This is a genomic window from Pseudomonas sp. PDM31, from assembly GCF_019218965.1.
Taxonomy (GTDB): domain Bacteria; phylum Pseudomonadota; class Gammaproteobacteria; order Pseudomonadales; family Pseudomonadaceae; genus Aquipseudomonas.
The window spans coordinates 315,673-335,981 of the sequence record NZ_JAHUWS010000003.1; the positions used below are offsets into that span (position 1 = coordinate 315,673).

Genomic DNA, 20,309 nt, shown 5'->3' on the forward strand with positions numbered 1-20,309 from the left:
TCATATGTATGATTAATGATTCTAGACGTCTCTTGTCCCTATTCCATCACAGGCCCTTGATCATCAAGGGCGAGCGAGGCCGGTGGCTTGATCACCAACAGAAGCGGCATCACCGCCAGCGAAAGCAGCATAAGTAGTTTGAAATCGTCGAGATAGGCAATCCAGAGGGCTTGTGTATTGAGCATGCCGTCGATCATGGCGCGACCGCCAACCGTCATGGGGTCGAGAACACTGTTAAGTGGCCAGGCATGGAGTAATCGATTGAACCCTGTGATATGCGCGCCAATTTGCTCATGGTTGATCTGGGTGTTTTGTACCAACAGTACAGTGACAATGGAGATCCCTACGCTCGAACCAATGTTGCGCGACAGACTATAGAGCCCCGTGCCGTCAGCTCGAAGCGAGGCGGGTAGGGTGGCGAAGGCAATGGTCGACAAGGGGACGAATAAAAGTCCCAGGCTGGCACCTTGGATGAAACCGACATAAACGATGGTTTGCATTGACACCTGCGGTGTCCAGCCTGTCATCAGCCACATGGAGCCGGCGGACAATGCCAGTCCGCAAAACAGCAGCCAGCGGGTGTCGACCTTACCGATCAGTCGGCCCGTGAGGTACATCGTTGCCATGGTACCCAAGCCACGCGGGCCCATTGCCATGCCTGCCTTGAGCACTGGATAACCCATCAGGTTTTGCAAATACGGGGTCATCAGCGCCAACGAAGCGAGGTAGGTGATGCCGATGATGAAAATGAACACCACGGCCAGGCTGAAGTTACGATCCTTGAACAAGGCGAGCTTTATAAAGGGGTCTTTCGCAGTGAAGGTGTGGACCAGAAAAATATAAAGCGCCGACAGCGCTATCACTGCTTCGAGCACGATCTCCATGGAAGAGAACCAGCCCAGTTGCTCGCCTCGATCAAGGAACAGCTGCGTGGCCATGACCGCGACGCTGAGCGAGCCGAAGCCCAGCCAGTCCAAGCGCGCTCCCTTGTCCGCTGGTGTGTCGACGACATAACGAAGAATCCCTGCCAGAGCCAGAAGCCCGATGGGCAGGTTGATGAAAAATACCCAGCGCCAGTTGAGATTTTCGGTTAGCCAGCCACCCAGCATCGGCCCCAATACCGGTCCGACCATGACCGAAACGCCGAACAGTGCCATCGCCGAACCACGTTCTTTGAGCGAATAGATATCCAGTAAGATACCTTGGGACAGAGGCACCAATGCGGCACCGGCGAGCCCTTGCAACAATCGAAAGGCAATGATTTCCCCTAGCGATTGGGCAATGCCGCAGAGTATCGACGCCAGGACGAAACCGAGGATGGCCCATAGCAGCACGGTCTTGCGCCCAAAACGTCGAGCGAGGAAAGCCGAGGGTGGTGTCATGATCGCAGCGGCGACGATATAGGAGGTCAGCACCCAATTGATCTGATCGGCACTGGCCGAGACGCTGCCTTGCATATAGGGCAACGCGACATTGGCGATGGTGGTGTCCAACGCTTGCATAATGACTGCCAGGACCACGCAGGCGGTGATCATCGTCCGTTGTGTGGAAGGTGCCATGGCAGATCCGCTGTCACTCATGGGGCAGGCTCTTGCTGGCCAATGCACTTGCCATGAACTCCGGTAGGCCACGGGCACGACCGGTATCGATATCAGCTTCGACGCTCATGCCATGGCGCAAAGGTGGTTTACCGGACGTGTCGTCGATACGTATACGCACGGGTATACGCTGCACCACTTTCACCCAGTTACCCGTGGTGTTCTGAGCTGGTAAAAGAGCGAAGCTCGATCCGGAAGCAGGGCTGATACTCTCGACTCGACCATGCCAGATGACACCTGGGTAGCTGTCCACCGTGATCGTCACCGGTTGGCCTTCGCGCATGTGTGTCAGTTCAGTCTCTTTGGGCGATGCCGCGACCCAGAGGTGATCGCTCGCGACCAGACTGAAACCCGATTGCGGTGGTTGCAGATAGGCTCCAGGTGAAAGCGAATCGACATTGGTGACGATGCCGTCGAACGGAGCGGTCACTGTCGAGTTCTTGAGGTTGCGCTCGGCCTCATTGATCCGTGCCTGGGCCCGCAGATAGGTTGGTTGCTGCTCTATCGGCGAATCGATGCGTCCGCCGAGCTGGGCCAGGATGGTATGGGCCTGAGCCTTGGCCACGGCGACCTTTTGCTGTGTGATTTCCAGGTTGTGGCGAGCATCGTCGAAGAGGGTCTTCGAGACCGCCGAGACACTGACAAGTTGTTCCAGGCGTGCCAGGTTTTTCTGGTAATAAGGGATTTCCGCCTGGGCCTGAGCAGTCTCGGCCTGGGCTTGGGCATAGCTGGCCTTGAGATTCATTAGCTGGTTACGAACATCGGCCAATTGTGCTCTGGCGCTTTGCAGCGCAATTTCGAAAGGCTCCTGACGCAAGCGGTATAACACTTGACCTTTGGTTACGCTCTGGTTGTCAGTCACTTCTATTGACTCGACGATACCGGCGACGTCGGTGGAAACACCCACGCGATCCGCCTGGATATAAGCATTGTCGGTGCTGATGACTTGTCCTCCGGTCACATACAGCCAAGCGCAGCCAGCGAGGACTACGGGCAGCAACAGAAATAGGCCGATGCGTACTTTCTGACGGGCGGGCGGTACAGCGCTGTACTGGGCGGTATCAGCAAGGACCTCCGTTTGCGGGGCGGGAGGGGAAGTGGGTGACTTTTCAGCGTGAGCAGGATGCAGCCGAGTGGCATTAGTGGTCATTTCCGGGCTCCTCATCTTCAACCGGTCTGGCGCAGGCATCAACCAGGTTCTCCCTCATGCGGACGAGAAACTGCTGCAGCAGTTGGTGCTCCTGTTCGGAAAAGCCGGACATGGTTTCATGGCGCGTCTTTTCGCCAAGGTTGCGCATCAGTTCCAGCAGTGGGTGTGCCGCCTCAGTCAGAAACAGCAAGCTCATGCGTCGATCGGTTGGGTGAGGTCGACGCTCGATCAGGCCGCGTTCCTGCATTTTGTCGAGCAGTCGTACCAAGGTGATGGACTCTATTTCCAGCAGGTCGGCCAAGCCTTTCTGATGTATGCCCTCGTTGTGCGCCAGCTTGGACAGTACTTGCCACTGGGAACGTGTGAGTTCTGACTGTCGGGTACGCTGTTCGAATCGCTTGCGCATCAGCCGCGCCACATCGTGCAAGACAAAACCGATCGTTTGTTGGGTCGTCATCGAAATCACCGAAAATACATAAGCATGCTCATGATATGTTTACTTATCAGGTGCATGCTACCTATTTTTTCAGATGCCGATTTTCACTTGGTGTGCCTGTTTGGCGACTTGAGGTGCTAGCAAAAAGCTATTATGCGGTAGTGTAAATCATATGTATGATACCTATGGTTTGCTCGGATTACAGCGCCGCTGCGGTGTGCCAACCCAACCACCTGGAACCAGCCACGGCCTACGGCAAGCACCATAATAATTAGAGGCGTTCCGTGAAAACTCTCCTATATCCCGCTATTTCGCTTATGAATCGCCTGAGTTTCGTTATGAAATTCAGCTTGATTAGCATCCTGTTTTTTTTACCCATGCTGGCGACTAACGCCTATTTGATTCGAGATGCGTACTCCCAATTCGTTGGAACCAGGACCGAACTGACTGGATTGGAGGTTCTCAGGGAAGCGATAGGGATTCGTTACGATATGCAAAGTCTGGAAAACCTCATCCGGCTCCAGACTCAAATTGGCTCGGCTAATCAAAGTGAAGAGTTGAACAATCGCATTGGCAGTCAGACATCGAGCCTGATCGAGGATCTGCAAAAGCTCACGGCCATAGCGCTGACCAACACCCAAGTCGAAGACATCAATGTCAAGCGTGATGCTCTGGTGGAGTGGCTGCGCGCTGCGCATGCCGATAGCACACAAGCCAAGCAGCAACACGAAATCAAGCAACAGCTGGCGAATGTCCAGATACTGGTGATGGCGGTGGCATCGGGTACGGGGCTGTCCCTGGATCGCAACGCTAGCGAACGCAGACTGATCAGCCTTGTTGTGGACAACTCCGACGACGTGACTCTTGGATTAGGGGAGGTCCGTTCGTTAGGTGCGTATTTGTTGGCTAGCGGTTCCAGGAACTCTGGCACCATTACCAAGGTGGAAGGGGCGCTGCAGCAACTGGAAATGCTGCAGGCTGAATATGCGCAACACATCGAGGGTGCATTGGTTGGCAATACCAACGCCCAAACGGCGTTGCAGGCGATGGCCAATGCAAGTCGTGATTCACTGGCAGAGGGTGGTGCCTTGTTGGACGGCGAATTGTTGAAGGACACCGTCGACAACGCTCAGTGGCCAAAATTTTACGATTCGTTGAGCGCCGAAATAGAAAAAACCCGCCAGTTCAACTATGCCGTGCTGTCTTACATGAGTGGAGAGCTCCAGCAGCGATTGGCCGATGATCAACAGCGGATGATCCTTTTAATCAGCGCGTTGCTGCTGATATTTCTTCTGATTGGCTACCTTTACGGCGGCTTTTACGTGGCGATGTGCAGCGCATTGAAAAGCTTCAGCCTTGTCATGGACGATGTGGCAGCCGGAAATATGAAGGCCAATGTAATGATCCAGAGCCAGGATGAGTTGGGTGAGCTGGGCAAGGTTATCAACGGCACCATTGGTAAAATTAATCAATTGATTCAGCGAGTGGGGCAGACGGTCGTCAAAGTCGAGGGCCAGGCGGATCGGGTCGAGCTTGTTTCTAATGAAAGTAGTCAGGCCGTGTCCGACCAGCGGCAGCAGATTGCGCAGATCGCAACGGCAATGAATGAGTTGTCCGCCACTGCACAGGAAGTTGCGCGCAATGCAGCTAGCGCTGTAGACAGCGCGCAGGGTGTCAGCACGGAGGTCGTTTCTGGTCGTGCTCTGGTCGAGTCCCAGGTTGACAGTATTCAAAAATTGGCCGGCGAAATTGACCAGTCAGTTGTTGTGATCAACCAACTGGCCAGTGACAGCAGCACCATCAGCCAGGTTCTTGATGTGATCAAAGCCATCGCCGAGCAAACCAACTTGCTGGCTCTCAACGCCGCCATCGAGGCGGCCCGGGCAGGGGAACAGGGGCGCGGGTTTGCCGTTGTTGCCGATGAAGTGCGCAATCTGGCAATGCGCACACAAGTGTCCACCAAAGAAATAGAGCAAACGATCGGCAAATTGCAGAACGGAGTGAGTGCCGCGGTCACAGTGATGAATGCCAGTCACAATATGGCACGCAGCACGGCCAATCAATCAACGCTGGTGCAGCAGGCTTTGGCGAACATCTTTAATGCAGTGGGCACAATCGTTGATCAAAACCAGCAGATCGCCGCCGCCGCGCTGGAACAAACGGCAGTGACTCATGACATGGATCGCAACATCGTACAAATCAACCAGGCCGGGGATCGCACGGCTGGCGGTGCCTGCCAAACCGAGCAGGCGAGCCGCGAGCTTACTCTGCTGGTCGGTCAACTCAAGGAGCTGATCGGTGCCTTTCGTGTTTGACGCATACTGATGTGCCGGATGAACCAGCAGCTGCCTTATGCGCGAATAAGGTCAGCTGTTGCCTTCGCGTCTTAGCGCCGAAGGGTTGATTCCCGTCCATTGCTTGAACGCCCGGCTGAAGGACCTGGTTTCTGAAAACCCCAACTGCTCGGCGGCATCAGCGATGCTTAGATGCTGATTGGCCAGCAACTCAATGGCCTGATCGCGGCGCAGGTCATCGAGGATCCGCTGGAAGCTGGTGCCTTCCTGCTGCAGGTTCCGGTGCAAGGTTTGTGCACTCAGGCACAGTTGGCTGGCAATGGCTTGAAGGCGAGGCAGGGGCATCCGTAATTTGAGTGCTTCGGCCAGCAGGGCGCGAACCTGGGTTGAACAGTTTTCCTTGGCATCGGGCCAGCCGAGAATACCTTGCCCCATCAGACGGTCAACATTGGCATGCCATTCGGCGCGGGTACGATTGATTGGCGTTGTCCAGTATCTGGCGTTGATTGCTAGTGTGTTGGACACCTGCCCAGTGAGCCAGTCTCTGCGTATGTAGTGCAGTAGGCGGTTTGCTTCGGGAGCTTCAGGCCGAGTCGAGGACAATTGGCGCACGGGCACCAGTGCACCGATGCACCAGCTGAAAAATCGATGCAGGTATAACAACCAGTAGTCGCAGAGAAAACCCATCGGATCCAGATCTGGGTCATTCAAAATGACGGTCAGCTCAATCTGTTCCTCCGAGAGATTGCAGCGCACTTCGATGTCATCGGTCACGATCCGAAAGAAGTTTGCGACTTGTTCCATAGCCGCTCCCAATGTGCTGCAACCTAGAGCCAGGTCGACCATCATCGCGTAGGTTCCGCGCTTGGCGCGGTGCTGAGTGAGGCCAAACAGTTCGTCGTCGAGTACTTCGGTGGTAGCCCTTAGCAGCCTGGCAAACTGATGCGCTTTTATCGGGGTTTTGCTGGAGGCGTACTCCGGCATTCCGGCGGCCTCCCAGATTGGCTCCAACGCTAACTGGTGGCAGCGTGCCCCCATCAGTAACTGGTCGGTGGCGTAGCGATAGTTACCACGTAGCGACCATGAATCATTCAAGTTTTCAGCCATTGGATTCGAATTCAAATATCAGTGATGCAAAAAGTCGTTTTTTGTCCTTCATGCCAAGCCTCGCATTATAGATAGTGACGTATCAATGCCCAAAACAAGAGAACCCTAGGATGATTACCGATCTGAGCGATCAGCACCTGCGTTTCCGCGATCGTGTGCGGGCCTATATGGCCGAGCAGATGATGACGGCCGATTTCGAAGCCGAACTCAGAGACCCGCTCTGGAGTCATGGTGGTGGCCCGATCTACTGGCGCAAGCTTGAGCAGCTGGGCCGGGACGGCTGGATCAAAATGTCCTGGGCCAAGGACCTGGGGGGCGAGGGTGCCGATCCGATCGAGCAATACATTTTGGTCGAAGAGTCCAAGCGCGCAGGTTTTCCCTGGCCGGCACTCTCGGCGAACTCCATTGGCCCCATGGTTGCCCGCTACGCTCAAGGCGAAGTACGCGATGAGGTCGTGGGTAGAATCCTGTCGGGTTCCGCCTACTTGGCCATCGGCTATTCAGAGCCTGGCGCAGGCAGCGATCTGGCTAATCTGCGTACCCGGGCGGTGCGCGATGGCGATGATTGGATCATCAATGGGCAGAAAATCTGGACCAGTTGCGCCCCGTTCAGCCAGTACATCTGGTTGGCGGCACGGACCGACCCTGATCCAGCCAAGCGCCACAAAGGTATTACGATCTTTCTGGTACCGACCAATACTCCAGGGTATTCCTGCACAACTATCCATACCTTGGGTGTAGATACAGCGGCGACCTACTACCAGGACGTACGAGTTCCCGACAGCTATCGTGTCGGTGAACTCAATGGCGGTTGGTCGCTGATCACTGCGCAGTTGAATCTCGAGCGCCTTTCGCTGGTCAACTACGGTTACGTGGCCATGCTCTACGACCATACCTTGAGCCTGCTCAAGACCCATGAAGACTTCAAGCATTTGCTGCAACTGCCTTGGGTGCAGCGCAATCTGGCGCTTGCCAAGGTCAAGCTCGAAGGTCTGAAAATGATGTGCCTGAAAGCGCTGTGGGTGATGAACAACGGCGGCAGCGGGATGGTCGAGGCCTCCTCAACCAAGGTTTACGGCTCGCAAGTATATGTCGAGCTGGGCCGCTTGATGGGCGAAATAATCGGTTCGCAAGGCATGCTTCGTGAAGGCTCGGACGTACTTGCCCATGGCTTGATGGAAAAATTGTATCGCAAGGGCAGCGTGCTCACATTTGGCGGTGGCGCCAATGAAATTCAACGGAACATTATCGCGCAGGCCGGCCTGAAACTGCCTCGTTAGGAGATTTGTATGGATTTTTCCCTGAGCGCCACCCAGCAACAACTGACGGAACTGGCGACGCGATTGTTTACAGATCAGGCGACTCAGCCTCGTCTGCGAGCGGTGGATGCCACTGGATATCATGACGCCGAGCTCTGGACTCAACTGGCCGAGACGGGTTTGTTAGGCATACAACTCACCGAAGCCCAAGGGGGAGTAGGCGAGGATTTTGAAACGCTCTGTGTTTTTCTTGAGCGAGCGGCACAGGCTGTGGCGCCGGTGCCTCTGTTGGAGGTCTTGGTTGGTGGCGCTTTGCCAGTACTGGCGCTGGACAACGTACCTGTGTTGGAAACGCTGTTGCCGAAGCTGGTGGCGGGTGAGGTTGTACTCACCAGCGCTACAGCAGAGGCCCGGCAGACAGACCTGTTGGACGTCAGCACCCGGGCGGAATTGGTAGAGGGCCAGTGGCGCCTTTCGGGCTGCAAGCACCGTGTCGCAGTGGCGAACCTGCCAGGCGTGTGCTGGACCCTGGCGCGCTATACCGATGGTGTTGGCGTGTTTCTGTTCGACTTGCAATCAGCGGGTATCGAGCGTCAACAGCAGACCACGACCACCGGCGAGTATGTCTTTACTCTTACGCTGCAAGACGTGCCAGCCAACCTTTTGGTGAACGCTGCGGCGACGCCGGCATTTGTCGATAATGCGCAATTGCATCTGTTCGCAGCAGCCACGGCAATGGCGGTGGGTGTTTGCAGTGCGATGACTCGCATGGGGGCTGAGTACACGTCCGAGCGTGAACAGTTCGGACGTCCGATCGCGACGTTCCAGGCAGTGGCTCATGCACTTGCTGATTGCCATATTGATACCGAATGTCTGCGAGGATTGATGGAGCAGGCGGTCAGCCGTCTGAGTCAATCAGGTGATACCGCATCGGCGACTGAAGCGGTACTGGCAGCGAGTATCTATGCCTGCGAAGCGCTGCACCGCGTTAGCCATGCAGTGCAACAAGTGCACGGTGGTACGGGTGTGGATCGCGACTACCCGTTGTTTCGTTATTGCCTGATGGCCAAGAAACTCGAGATGATCCTGGGTGGGCAATCGGCGTTGATCGCCCGGCTTGGCGTAATTCTTGCGAATGGTTGATGCGACTTTGCACTGTGCGATTTAGCCAGCCAAATACATGACTTGCCAGCGAGAAGCCAGCTCAAGCGTTTCTCGCTGGCAAGCCATCTACTGGTGTCGGATCGGTTTCAACCGTCGCCATCAGTACCAACACCTCACCCTCTCTCGGCGCCCGCAGCGTCACTTCCTCAATAGTCAGTGGCTGGTCGTTTCCGCGTCAGGGGTTGTCGCCTGGCAGCGCACATCCAGTTGCAAGAGCAGCCAATTTGGGGCGACTCAAGTATCAACTCGACTCCAATGTATTGGTCCAAGGCAGAGGTCCGCGCAGGTAATGGCCGTCGGATTCGGCTCAGGCACCGAACTCCACGGCTGCGGCAATACCGCCATCAACCAGCAGATCGGTACCGTTGATGAAGGATGCACGCTCGGAGCAAAGAAACTCCATGGCATCGACGATTTCTGTCAGCCCGCCCTGGCGTTTGAGCGGCGTACGTTCAAGCAGTTGGTACTTGGACGGTTGGTTGCGGAATTCGAGGTCGCCCATTGGCGTGCGGATCAGGCCGGGTGACAGCGAAACGATACGCGCCCCGCGCTCGCCCCAACGTGATGCGAGACGTCGGCACATGCGGTTCATGCCAGCCTTGGACAGGCCGTAGGCCTCGGCACAGGACGGCTCTTGACCGTGGCTCGCTTCTATCGCCTTGAGAAGGTCTGGAGCCAACGGGTTGTCGAGTACCTTTTGCATGCCAGTATCCGGCTTGCAGGCATGAGCCGCCAGGGACGAGACGAACAGCGCAACACCGTTTGCCTCCATCAGCGGGAGTGCGGCTTCGGCAGTATGCGCCGCGCCGACCAGGTTGACGGTCATGATCCGTTGCCAATCGGCCATGCTTGGCGAGAGACCAAGAACGTAGACCAGCGTTTTCACCCGTCCGATTTCGGCTGCACATGCAAACAGGGCATCAATGGACGCCGGGTCGCTGAAGTCACAGCGCTGGGCGATGATGCTGTGGCCTTCTGCATACAGCTTCTTGCTGATCGATTGAGCTTTCGCAATATCGATATCCGCAAGCAGTACGGTGTGAGTCAGGGCCAGGCGACGCACACACGCCAGGCCCATGCCGCCACAGCCGCCGACGACAATGGCCAGCGGCAATTTTTTCGTCGCTTGGAGGAGGTCGTCACTCATTCTGGTGCTCCGGATTAGGCGATCACGACGCCACACTCGACGTTGTTGGTCTGCTCAGTCGAACGGCTTAATGGCTTTATGATGCATATAATTGATATGAATATGCAAGGCGTCATCGTTGGGTGAGGAGAAAATTTTCGTCCAGCAACAGGCAGGGTGCCGGGCTTTATTTTTGCCTCGCTTTGTTTTGCGATGATATATATGATTAATATGATTTGTGTGAATGCAAGCAGTCATCTCCTAAGTGGATAGGTGTGTGATGTCGAATGGGTTGGGGCGCGCATTAAGGCAATCGCCGCGTTGGACCCGAAGAAGCCCGAGTTTCCAGCGCGTGGATAAGTTTGTAGCGGTGGGGCGAAATATTCTCGAATTTCAGCTGCGTGGGCCACATTGACGACCTGCGCGGCGCATCCAGGGAGATAACAATGCAACTGCCCGGTAAGGCATTTCGCGTCAACACCGATGAGAGGGTATTAACCGACCTGGCTCAGCGTCTGGCCCAGGTGCGCTGGCCGCAGACCCCGTCGAGTGCTGGATGGCGACAGGGCAGCACCTTGCCCTATATGCAGGGTCTGGTCGAACACTGGCGCAACGACTTCGACTGGCGTGCCTGGGAGGCGAGGATCAATCGCTACGAACAGCGCTTGGTGGATGTCGACGGCCAGATCATTCATGTCCTGGTCGAGCAAGGTTCGGGGGATGATCCCTTGCCGCTGATGCTCACTCATGGTTGGCCTGGGTCGTTCCTCGAATTTATCGACCTGATCGAACCGCTGGCGCACCCGGAGCGCTTCGGTGGGCGCGTCGAAGACGCCTTTACCGTGGTGCTGCCGAGCCTGCCGGGCTACGGTTTTTCTTCGGTGCCGCGTGAACCGCTGGGACCGCGTGCTATCGCCAGTCTTTGGAGCAAACTGGCGATCGAGCACTTTGGTTTCAAGCGCTATGCCATCCAGGGGGGGGATTGGGGCGCGGTGGTCGGTGGATTGCTTGCTCGTCTTCATCCACGGAACCTCGTCGCGGCGCATTTCAATATGCTCGGCGGTCTACCGGTCATCGGCGCTGATAGTGCGCTGACGCAGGAAGAGGGGGCATGGCTGGCTCGCCTTGGCGAAATGCAGCAAGAGGAAGGTGCCTACCAGCAGGTGCAGGGGACCAAACCGCAGTCACTTGCTTATGGCCTGACCGATTCACCGATTGGCCTGGCAGGCTGGATCGTCGACAAGTTTCAGGCCTGGACCCTGGGTGCCAACGAGAGTGATCCTCCATTTGACCGGGATTGGATGCTCGCTAACCTGATGCTCTACTGGATCAATGGGATCAATGGGGCGAACTGGTTGTACCAGGCCGCTCGCAGTGGAGGCGATACGCGCATTGCCGCGCATGAGTGCAATACCGTACCAACGGGATTTGCACTATTTCCGCATGACCTGATCCCGCCGCCGCCATGCAGTTTCCTTGAACGGGTCTTTGATGTGCGTCACTACCGAGTCTACGAGCGCGGTGGGCATTTCCCCGCACTGGAGCAGGGTGCGACGCTGGTAGCGGACATCCGTGAGTTTTTCCGCGCCTTCCGCTGACCAGGGCGGATGTTGTCGTTAATGCACTGTAGGGGGAGAGGTACATGTCCAGAGCCATCGATACGCGTGCCTTGCCGGAAGGTCAGTTGCTGATCGAAATTCCCGAAACGCAGCGCAAACAGCCGCGACAGGCACGCTCGATCGCTATGGTCGAGGCGCTTAAACAGGCTGCCGTGCAGATACTGGAAGACGAGGGCCGTGATGCGTTGTCCTTGAGCCGGTTGTCTGAATATTCGGGCGTTTCCGTGAGCTCGATCTACGAATACTTCCCCACCCTTGACTCGCTTATTTCGTCGATTTTCGATGAGTACCGCAAGCGTCAGCATGCCGAGTTGCTTGAGGATATTCGCAGGCTGCCGGATTCCAGCATGCTCTACGATGGCCTGTTGTTGATGCTACGTACGTTCCTGCGCCTGCGTCGCAAGCAATGGTTGATCGATCGAGTCTTCAGTGCCAAGTACCTCCACTACAGTGAGTTACAGCGCATGGATCTAGTGAAGCCGGACAGCCTGCCACAGGCTGAGCTGACCTCGGCGTTGATGCAGCGCTTCTCGACAGAGTTGGCCGAGCAGGACGCTGAGAAGGCTATGTTCCTTGCTTATCACGCTCTACCGGCATTGACCCGGGCTGTCGCCCTGGAGCGTCCACTGTATCTGGAGCAGGACGACACCGCGCAGATGATTGCGCGCATGCTGCACGCACTACTGTGCAAGCCGAACACCATGCCTTGAGCGTTTGATAAAGCAACGCCGACGGGTTTCCCGATCTTCCGGCAGCGTTGCAAGGCGCTACGTAATGTTTTAGTCGATGTTCGGGCGCTGCCAAGGGCCGGGGATTCGCTCCGGCGAGCAGATCTCATTGACGATCCACTTGCCCATTCGCCGCATGGGTTCGATGGAGTCCTGTGGCAACGCCCAATTCAGTGCGATGGCGTAGCCCAGTGAAACAATGCGTTGGGCGCCGTGAAGTGGCAGGCGATCCTTGAGTTCGTCCTTGAGGCTTTCGGGGTAGATGCCGACGGTTTGAGTGGACGCATCCACTGCATTCATCACTTCGTCCAGAGTATCCACGGGAATCAGGTTGGCAGTTCGATCATTGAGCGATGCCGCAAAGGACACCGCATCGGGCAATTGCGACACGATCACTGCGCCTTCCCCTTCCTCGCCACCTATGACCCGGTACCATTCGTCTTCCAGTCGCAGTGAGCGCAAATGTGCGGCCAACTCCGGGTCATAACGCTTGGCTGGGGTGCTGATGCTGGTGGGCAAGGATTGCAAGGCGGCGTACACGTACTCGCCAAACTCGTTGAGCCGATTGAGCCCTGTCTCGTCAGTGCCGGAAACGGCATACACTACACGGGCGTTCACGCAGCCCTGCTGATTATGTGCGCCCATATCGCAAGCCAGACGTTGTGCTGCCTCGCGCATGCGTTCGGGGCTGATGAAGGTCTCGGCGCCGAGGATGCTGACGCTACGCTTCGGGTCGAGAGAAATCAGCTCAAGTCCGGGTTGGATGTATTGGCTGACATGTTTGATCGACGCGAATCCGCCCCAGGCGACGATCTTCTCGAAGTTCTGCGGCTTGTACAGTTTCACTTCGAATTCCTGGTCACCACCGCGCCAGTACGCAACGCTCAGGTGCCGGGTCAGCGGATGGTCCGGCGCCATGTCGATCATGGTGCGGGCGATGGCGGTGGCAGTGAATGGGTCATTGGACGGCGCTTTGATCAGTGCATCGCTGCGCAGGATCATGTTGCGGATGATGGTCAGCAGCGACAGTCCCGGTGAGTTGCCCGCGACGATGTGCAGCGTGCGCGCGCCAAAGCAACGGATCTCTGCATCGCGGCCGTCGTTGAGCGTTTTGCGTACCCAGCCTTCCAGGTAGTCGATGCCGATGGATTGTTCAGCTGCTTCCCGGATGGATCGGCGGTCGAGCATGCGTGCCAGGCCCATATACTGCGACTTGACCAGGGGTGGGGTGGTCGGCGCAGTGGCGTAGGACAGCTCGCATGCTTCCTGCAGATGATGGTTTTTCGAGAAATCCAGTCGTCCGGCCAGCTCATCGGTGTAGTCGAGGATGTCGTCGAAACGAAGTTGGTACAGATCTGCCAGTCGGGCCGGGTCGCGCAGTGGCAGGCGATCAAGGTAATGATGGGCATCAGGCGTGTGGAAGCTCAGATCGCCACCTCGACCACCAATCTCGATCAAGTGATCGGTGATGACCTCGCCACGGATAATCATTGGTGCGATTGGTGTGGACATCGTTACTCTCCCAGATTGTTCAGGAAATCCATGGCTTCCTGGTGTGCGCTTTCGGTACCGGCACAGGTGATTTTGTCGTCGCCGCCATTCTTCTCGCTGTAGCGCTGCACTTCACCGACGATATAGCGGCTGGTGCGCCCGCAGGTGCAGGGCTGATCCCATTCGATAGTGATCTCGTCACCTGAAATGAAACCGCCCCAGCGCGAGTCGGCGCCCAGGTCGAAGAATGCCGCGCGCCCGGTAACGCGGCCGTGACGGGGCAGTGGTTGGCTGGTTTGCGGATTAAGCTGGAAAGGGATCGCCAGGTGTGACAGGTGATAGTGGCCGTGCTCGCAACGCATGTGCGTGGTCAACACTTCGCTCATCGCATAGAGTTCGTGCAGTTGACGTGCGCCGGTGAAGCGTAAAATATCCTCGCGCCAGCCTGGCGGTTGCACCAGGCCTTTGGCTCCGCCGCCGGTGCTGACGTAGGAGTCGGCGGCGAACACACCCTGAAGGCCTGCCTCAAGGCCGGCCTTGGCCATATTGTGCAGCAGGTTCCACGTGGCCCAGACGTAGATGCGCTTGCCTCGCAACTCTTGTGATATGTGCTCGAAAAATTGTTTGAGATGGGCCGGCATCTTCGCCTGGATCGCGTCATGCTCCTCCTTGCGCGCCAGTATGGCCGGGCTCACTTTCAGTCGGTCCAAGGTGCCCTTGGCCTGGGCGCCCTTGATCCGTGCGGAGAGGTAGAGGACATCGGAACTTATCTTTGCTGGATAGGCTGCGTGAAAGTACTCCTCGCCGCGCAGGAGGTGGTTGACGACTCCCTCGTTGCCCCGTAAGTGCGCGGAATAACCCGAGCGGAAGAACGGATAGGCCACATGCAATTCGGGGCGCTCACCCCGTAGTGGGCCGCCGAGGTTCCAGACGCTCATCTGCTTCATTGCACCGCTCTTGTCGATCTCGCTCTGGCTATGCGGCAGGAAGGACACGGTGCCTGAAGTCCCGGTGGAGTGGGATATGCGCAGTTCCGGCAGGGCGGCATCCATGACCTGCAGCCATTCGTCGATGCTCTGGCAATGCGAGACATCGACGTCCTCGACGGGATGGAGTGTGAGCTTGGCCAGCCATTTGTTGATTTGCTGGAAGCGGTTATTTTCCAATAGTGATGGCGGGTAGGACTTGTACATGGTGTGGTCGAACAGCAGCGGGATAACGTCATCGAAACTGTCGATGCTATCCACGCCCTCGGCATTGGCGAGCTTGCTCAGCATCGGAATGGCATCGCGCAACTGAGTGAAACGTTGCTTCAAGCCAGCAAGCTGCAAAGCATCCACTTCGTCGCGGGGCAGGTGTTCCCAAGCCTCCAGTGAGTAATCCGCGAGCATGGGAGGGTCGGTTAACAGCCACTGGATTTTATTTGTAATTGTCATGAATACGCCCTGACTCATTGTGTGGATGCAGCCAGTATAAGGACGTAAAAAAGCGCGCATCTCCGGATTGGAAATGGCGGCTTGTGATTTCTATGTTATTGATTAGTAGTGTTTTTTTTCGTTTCATGAAGAGGCGGACGGTTGTCGCTCCGCATTCCGCCAGAGATCTCGTTCATTTAGGCGTCAGCGCAGTCTGACTATTACGCTTGCTACGCCCGAAGTTTTAATAAGTTCATTCGTGCGACGTTGAAAGCAGCACAACAAAAATAAAATAAGGACTTTCCATGAGCAGAGTGGATGACAACAGGTTCTTCGACCCGGTGATCGAGACAATGCCGCGTGAAGAAATCGAGCAACTGCAGGAGGCCCGCATCCTGCAATTGTTACCTTATGCCTATAGCCAGTCAGCACTGGTGCGTGAGGTGTGGGATGCAGTCGGAGTCAGCCCGAAGACATCCGCTACCTGGCTGACTTTCGGGAGAATGTGCCCTTTATTGACAAGGACGCCATTCGTAGTTTCCGTGACCGCCATGGCGATCCTTACGGTGGTTTGGCCTGTGCAGGGCCACCGAAACTGCGCGGTGTTGGTTTTACCTCGGGAACCACCGGCGACCCAACGCCATTGCCGCGTTCGGATTACCACGTGGCGCTTGAGCACTATCAGCAGAACACGGGCGATGAACTGCGCGAGGTTTTTTCTTCATACGGTGGTGTCGTGTTTGGCGGCGAACAGGTAAACCCACATTGCCGTCAAGTTGTCTAATCCTGGGGGCTCGAGAACTTCGAGCTCACTTCGCTTGGCGATCTCAGCACCGTCATGGAGTGCAAGGCCCATGACGGCATGCATACCTGGGAAGACCTGGCGATGATTGAGCAACTGGATCCGTCCGGAGGTGGTTCGGTGGCTGACGGCGAACGGGGAGAACTTGTGGTAACCGCATTGCTCGATGATGTGGCGCCATTGATACGCTATCGCACAGATGACTTGGTACGGTTCACTCGTAAACCTTGCACCTACGGACGCACCCACGGGCGTTTGAAACCAATCGGGCGTAAAGGTGACGAGATGTTGATTCAGGTTAGTTCGATTCTACCGATAGATATTTTCCCGCTGATGGAACAATTTCCTGAAGCCCATACCGGCCTATTCCAATTGGTGCGTTCGCAGAGGGAGATGGATGTCCTGACATTGTGCGTCGGATACGACGAAAGCGCATTAACCGACGGTGTCCAGGCGCTGGGCGCGCGTATCGCCGACACGCTGTTGTCAACCTTGCAGGTGCAGGTGCCGGTGATTGTTGAACTCATCAGCAATGAATCTCTGCTGGAAAACGGTCCGCCACACAAAATTCCGCGGGTCGTGAAATCCTGATGCAAGTGCCTTCCCCTATCCCCTTGAATTGATTTTGAACACGGTTTTTTTTACGCGCGCCCATCGTGATCTTAAAACGGCGAGCGCGCTTATTTTGATCCTTAATCAGGTGCCGGCGTTCTGGTTGGCGGCACATTCGAGATTGAAGAGCTATGCAGAGTTTTCGCGTCCAGGCCCCCATGCAAAAAAACACCTCCTGTTTCTATCTTAATCGTATTGACGATTAATCACATGCAGGATTAGTATGATTGCTATGTTAAGTCGGTGGCGAAATGATGTTGAAACTCGCCATCGAGTGTTGCAAAGGGTCTGGGGAGGGCCCGCGATGCATCCGTCCTCGACATGAAGAAAATCACTCCGCATAACAAATTCAAGAACGGTCTGGAGGTTCAAATGAGTGAAGGCAGGGTTTTGCGTAGAAATCGTTGCAGCAACGTTTCAATGCATGCGATCGGATTTTGTATTGCTGCTGGCGTTGTCCTGCCGGCCGGGGCCATGGAAATTGATACCGGCGTCGATGGGTTGACTACCCGCTTCGATAACACGCTGCGCTACAACCTTGGCACGCGCATCGATGGTCGTGATAAGCGCATTGGTAACACCGCCACCTCGGATGAGGGCGATTACAAGTTCGACAAGGGAGATGTCGTTACCAATCGCTTGGATCTGCTGTCCGAGTTTGAGTTGGACTGGCAGGATAAGGTTGGTATGAGGTTGTCCGGCGCTGCATGGTACGACCAGGCCTATGATGACGACACTGTCGAGAAGAACCCTGCCATTCCTGGACAGACCAGTTACGATAACAACAAGTATTCCAACTATACCAAGCGCTACTACAACGGCCTCTCAGGCGAGCTCCTCGATGCGTTTGCCTACACTAACTTCACCGTTGCCGATCGCCCGGTTAACGTCAAGGCGGGCCGTCATGTGGTGTACTGGGGGACCTCGATTTTCTCCCAAGCCGGTATCTCCTACAGTCAGCACCCGATTGATGGACAAAAAAGCGCGGCTTCACCCGGTATTGAAACTCGCGAAACATTCATGCCGCTCAATCAGATCTCCATGCAAAGTCAGGTGACGGATCTAGTTTCGGTGGCAGCGCAGTATTACCTCGATTGGGATCATATCCGTGCCCCTCAAGGTGGTACCTTCCTGGGTGGCACCGACTTTCTGACAGACGGCCCGGACAGATTTACCCCGTTCCGCAATGATGACGCACTGGAGCCCGATCACAAAAGCGGTAACTGGGGTGTGGCGGCGAAAATTACCGTTCCACAACTCAATGCCACCACCTTCGGGGCCTACTACCGTGAGTTCGATGAGAAGAACGGTTTCTGGGTCTTCCGCGAGCCAGAGAGTCCGTTGAAGTATCGTGCGGTGTTTCCAACTGACACCAAGCTGATCGGCCTTAGCATGGATACCACCATAGGCTCGTATGCTGTCGGTGCGGAGGTGATGACGCGGCGTAATGCTGGTTTGAACTCCAGAAGCCTGAGCGTAGCCAATGAGGGCGCCCGAGGCGACACTTGGCACGCATTGGTCAATACCATTTTCTCCCTGCCCAACACACCATTGTGGGATACCGCCACGATGGTGGCTGAAGTGTCGTACGACTATCTTGAAAAAGTCACCGACAACGAAGCGTTGTTCAACGGTGAAGATACCGCAGGCTGCCCGCGAGGCAAAGACAGCGGCTGCGCGACCCGCGACGCTGTGGGCTTCAACATGTCGGTCACACCCCAGTACCTGCAGGTATTCCCGGGTGTTGATCTTTCGCTGCCAATGACATTGGGTGGCGGGATCTACGGTAACACTGCTGACTTCGGTGGTACCAGTGAGGATCTCTATACCTATTCGGCAGGCTTGCAAGCTGACTTCCGCAAGCAGGTGACCGCGTCTTTGATCTATGCTGATTCCAGCGCCGAAATTCGACATGATGCGGCTGGCTATTACGGTAGCGGTGGATGGCAGACCACTGACCGCGGTCGGGTAACCCTCACACTCAAAACCACGTTCTGAGGGCTGGCCCAGGTCAGTACCTTCAGTAACGCCAAATGCAGCATGGGCACTACCCATGCTGCTTTTTTTTGCCTTGAATCGCTCGTCATACCGGTATGAATCGCCCCGATCACGACCAGTCTGCTTGCGTGGCAGGGTCGCGCGTGCAGCCTGCGGTTGTGAGAGCCCGGTTTGGCGCACCCTCATCTAGATCTGTATGTCTCCCTTAACATGCCGAGGGGCGTACGTTGGATTTTCGACACGGCATACCCGACTGGAGACCTTATGGATTACCGTTATTTGGGCAGCAGTTCCCTCAAAGTTTCCCCCTTGTGCCTCGGTGCAATGATGTTCGGTGGAGAGACGGATGAACCGACCTCAAAGCGCATTATCGACAAGGCCTTCGATCAAGGTGTGAATTTCATCGATACCGCCGATGTCTACCACGCAGGCCGTTCCGAGCAGGTCGTAGGCCGCGCCATCGCGGACAAGCGCGACAGCTGGGTAGTCGCCACCAAGTTCGGTTTCCCGAGCGCCCAGGGGCCGAATGGGCAGGGCCAATCGCGCAAATGGATCTATCAGTCCGTCGAAGCAAGCCTCAAGCGTCTGGACACTGACTTCATCGACATTCTTTACTTTCACCGGGCACTGCCGGGCGTTTCGCTGGAGGAGGGTGTTCGGGCCGTCGGCGATCTGATTCGCCAGGGCAAGGTGCGATACTTCGGGGTGTCCAACTTTTCTGGCTGGCGAATCGCGGAGGTCGCGCGATTGGCAGATCAGATGGGCATCGACCGGCCCGTGGCCAGTGAGCCCCTGTACAACATTGTTGACCGCACCGCCGAAGTGGAACAATTACCGGCTGCCGGCCATTGCGGTCTGGGCGTGGTGTCCTACAGTCCCCTGGCTCGCGGTGTCCTCAGTGGCAAGTACGGTGTGGATTCTCCGCCGCCTGCCGACAGCAGGGCTGGGCGTGGCGACAAGCGCTTGCAGCAGACCGAGTGGCGGCCGGAATCGTTGCGCATTGCTCAGGCTATTGCTACACATGCGGCGCAACGGGGCACTACGTCGATCGCTTTTGCGCTGGCGTGGGTGCTGAACAACCGTTTCATCTCATCCACCATAGCCGGACCACGTACCGAAGCGCATTGGGATAGTTATGTCGAAGCATTGAAGTTGCAACTCGGGCCGGAGGATGAGCGCCTGGTCGACTCCCTGGTGCCTCCGGGGCATGTCTCCACGCCGGGCTACACCGACCCTGGTTATCCCGTCGAAGGTCGCCAGATCCTCTGATAGCTTCTTTGCTGTCGAAACGACAAGACAGGATTGCCGGCGAAGCTGCGAATCGCGGGCGATCTCATCCAGTGGTCTTGTCCGGCCCCATTTGTCGAGACAGCGAACGGTCGCTTCCTTGCCCCGCTGAGTCATTGCAGCTATCAGGGTTGACCAACCGGCTTCGCCGGCGCCGATCAAGACGCGAGCGCAGCGTATTGAGTACGGCCTTGCAGGCCAGTCAGAGCGACTATGGCATCTA

General features: G+C 56.4%; 16 protein-coding genes. 9 read left to right on the forward strand and 7 right to left on the reverse strand.

From position 1 onward, the window contains the following. Positions 1 to 38: 38 nt before the first annotated feature. Genes KW839_RS07840 through KW839_RS07850 form a run of 3 tightly spaced genes read right to left on the reverse strand, consistent with a single transcriptional unit; the run spans position 39 to position 3,205 of the window. A complete protein-coding gene (locus KW839_RS07840) occupies positions 39 to 1,559 on the reverse strand; it encodes a DHA2 family efflux MFS transporter permease subunit (protein ID WP_218424103.1) in 1,521 nt (506 codons plus the stop codon). A 13-nt stretch (positions 1,560 to 1,572) separates the two neighbouring features. Further along, complete coding sequence (locus KW839_RS07845; RefSeq protein WP_218423923.1) at positions 1,573 to 2,748, reverse strand: HlyD family secretion protein; 1,176 nt, start codon at positions 2,746 to 2,748, stop codon at positions 1,573 to 1,575. Then, positions 2,738 to 3,205: a MarR family winged helix-turn-helix transcriptional regulator gene (locus KW839_RS07850; protein WP_218423924.1), complete on the reverse strand. Its 468-nt coding sequence runs from the start codon at positions 3,203 to 3,205 to the stop codon at positions 2,738 to 2,740. The genes KW839_RS07845 and KW839_RS07850 overlap by 11 nt, the downstream gene beginning before the upstream one ends. 1,580 nt (positions 3,206 to 4,785) lie before the next feature. On the opposite strand from KW839_RS07850, the gene KW839_RS28065 reads away from it, so the two are divergent. Further along, positions 4,786 to 5,499, forward strand: coding sequence for a methyl-accepting chemotaxis protein (locus KW839_RS28065; protein WP_371318057.1), 714 nt, complete (start codon positions 4,786 to 4,788; stop codon positions 5,497 to 5,499). A 51-nt stretch (positions 5,500 to 5,550) separates the two neighbouring features. Here the strand turns inward: KW839_RS28065 and KW839_RS07860 are convergent, their stop codons facing one another. Continuing rightward, entirely contained in the window at positions 5,551 to 6,585 is a 1,035-nt protein-coding gene (locus KW839_RS07860; protein ID WP_218423926.1) for an AraC family transcriptional regulator, read from the reverse strand. Positions 6,586 to 6,695: 110 nt separating this feature from the next. Here KW839_RS07860 and KW839_RS07865 point away from each other — a divergent pair, with 110 nt between their 5' ends. After that, on the forward strand, positions 6,696 to 7,865 hold the full coding sequence (locus KW839_RS07865) for an acyl-CoA dehydrogenase family protein (RefSeq protein ID WP_218423927.1): 1,170 nt from the start codon (positions 6,696 to 6,698) through the stop codon (positions 7,863 to 7,865). A gap of 9 nt (positions 7,866 to 7,874) precedes the next feature. Beyond that, positions 7,875 to 8,987, forward strand: coding sequence for an acyl-CoA dehydrogenase family protein (locus tag KW839_RS07870; RefSeq protein WP_218423928.1), 1,113 nt, complete (start codon positions 7,875 to 7,877; stop codon positions 8,985 to 8,987). Positions 8,988 to 9,315: 328 nt separating this feature from the next. Here the strand turns inward: KW839_RS07870 and KW839_RS07875 are convergent, their stop codons facing one another. Then, the gene (locus KW839_RS07875) at positions 9,316 to 10,155 is read right to left on the reverse strand and encodes an SDR family oxidoreductase (protein WP_218423929.1); all 840 of its coding nucleotides are present in this window, start codon (positions 10,153 to 10,155) and stop codon (positions 9,316 to 9,318) included. A gap of 425 nt (positions 10,156 to 10,580) precedes the next feature. Here KW839_RS07875 and KW839_RS07880 point away from each other — a divergent pair, with 425 nt between their 5' ends. Further along, entirely contained in the window at positions 10,581 to 11,732 is a 1,152-nt protein-coding gene (locus tag KW839_RS07880) for an epoxide hydrolase family protein (protein WP_218423930.1), read from the forward strand. Between the two features lie 44 nt (positions 11,733 to 11,776). Continuing rightward, entirely contained in the window at positions 11,777 to 12,463 is a 687-nt protein-coding gene (locus KW839_RS07885; protein WP_218423931.1) for a TetR/AcrR family transcriptional regulator, read from the forward strand. Positions 12,464 to 12,532: 69 nt separating this feature from the next. On the opposite strand, the gene KW839_RS07890 is transcribed toward KW839_RS07885, so the two are convergent. Both KW839_RS07890 and KW839_RS07895 read right to left on the reverse strand, forming a co-directional pair. Further along, the gene (locus KW839_RS07890) at positions 12,533 to 13,993 is read right to left on the reverse strand and encodes an acyl-CoA reductase (protein ID WP_218423932.1); all 1,461 of its coding nucleotides are present in this window, start codon (positions 13,991 to 13,993) and stop codon (positions 12,533 to 12,535) included. A gap of 2 nt (positions 13,994 to 13,995) precedes the next feature. Further along, on the reverse strand, positions 13,996 to 15,426 hold the full coding sequence (locus tag KW839_RS07895; protein WP_371318050.1) for a hypothetical protein: 1,431 nt from the start codon (positions 15,424 to 15,426) through the stop codon (positions 13,996 to 13,998). A gap of 406 nt (positions 15,427 to 15,832) precedes the next feature. Between KW839_RS07895 and KW839_RS27590 the strand changes: the two genes are divergently transcribed. From KW839_RS27590 to KW839_RS07910, 4 genes are all read left to right on the forward strand, one after another. Continuing rightward, positions 15,833 to 16,171, forward strand: a complete 339-nt coding sequence (locus tag KW839_RS27590) for a hypothetical protein (protein ID WP_256352567.1) — start codon at positions 15,833 to 15,835, stop codon at positions 16,169 to 16,171. A gap of 78 nt (positions 16,172 to 16,249) precedes the next feature. Continuing rightward, positions 16,250 to 16,780 carry a hypothetical protein gene (locus tag KW839_RS27595; protein ID WP_256352568.1) on the forward strand — a complete coding sequence of 177 codons (531 nt, stop codon included), beginning with the start codon at positions 16,250 to 16,252 and terminating at the stop codon, positions 16,778 to 16,780. A gap of 342 nt (positions 16,781 to 17,122) precedes the next feature. Next, positions 17,123 to 18,799, forward strand: a complete 1,677-nt coding sequence (locus KW839_RS07905) for a DUF1302 domain-containing protein (protein WP_218423933.1) — start codon at positions 17,123 to 17,125, stop codon at positions 18,797 to 18,799. 264 nt (positions 18,800 to 19,063) lie between these two features. Next, a complete protein-coding gene (locus KW839_RS07910; RefSeq protein WP_218423934.1) occupies positions 19,064 to 20,068 on the forward strand; it encodes an aldo/keto reductase in 1,005 nt (334 codons plus the stop codon). The last annotated feature ends 241 nt before the right edge of the window (positions 20,069 to 20,309 follow it).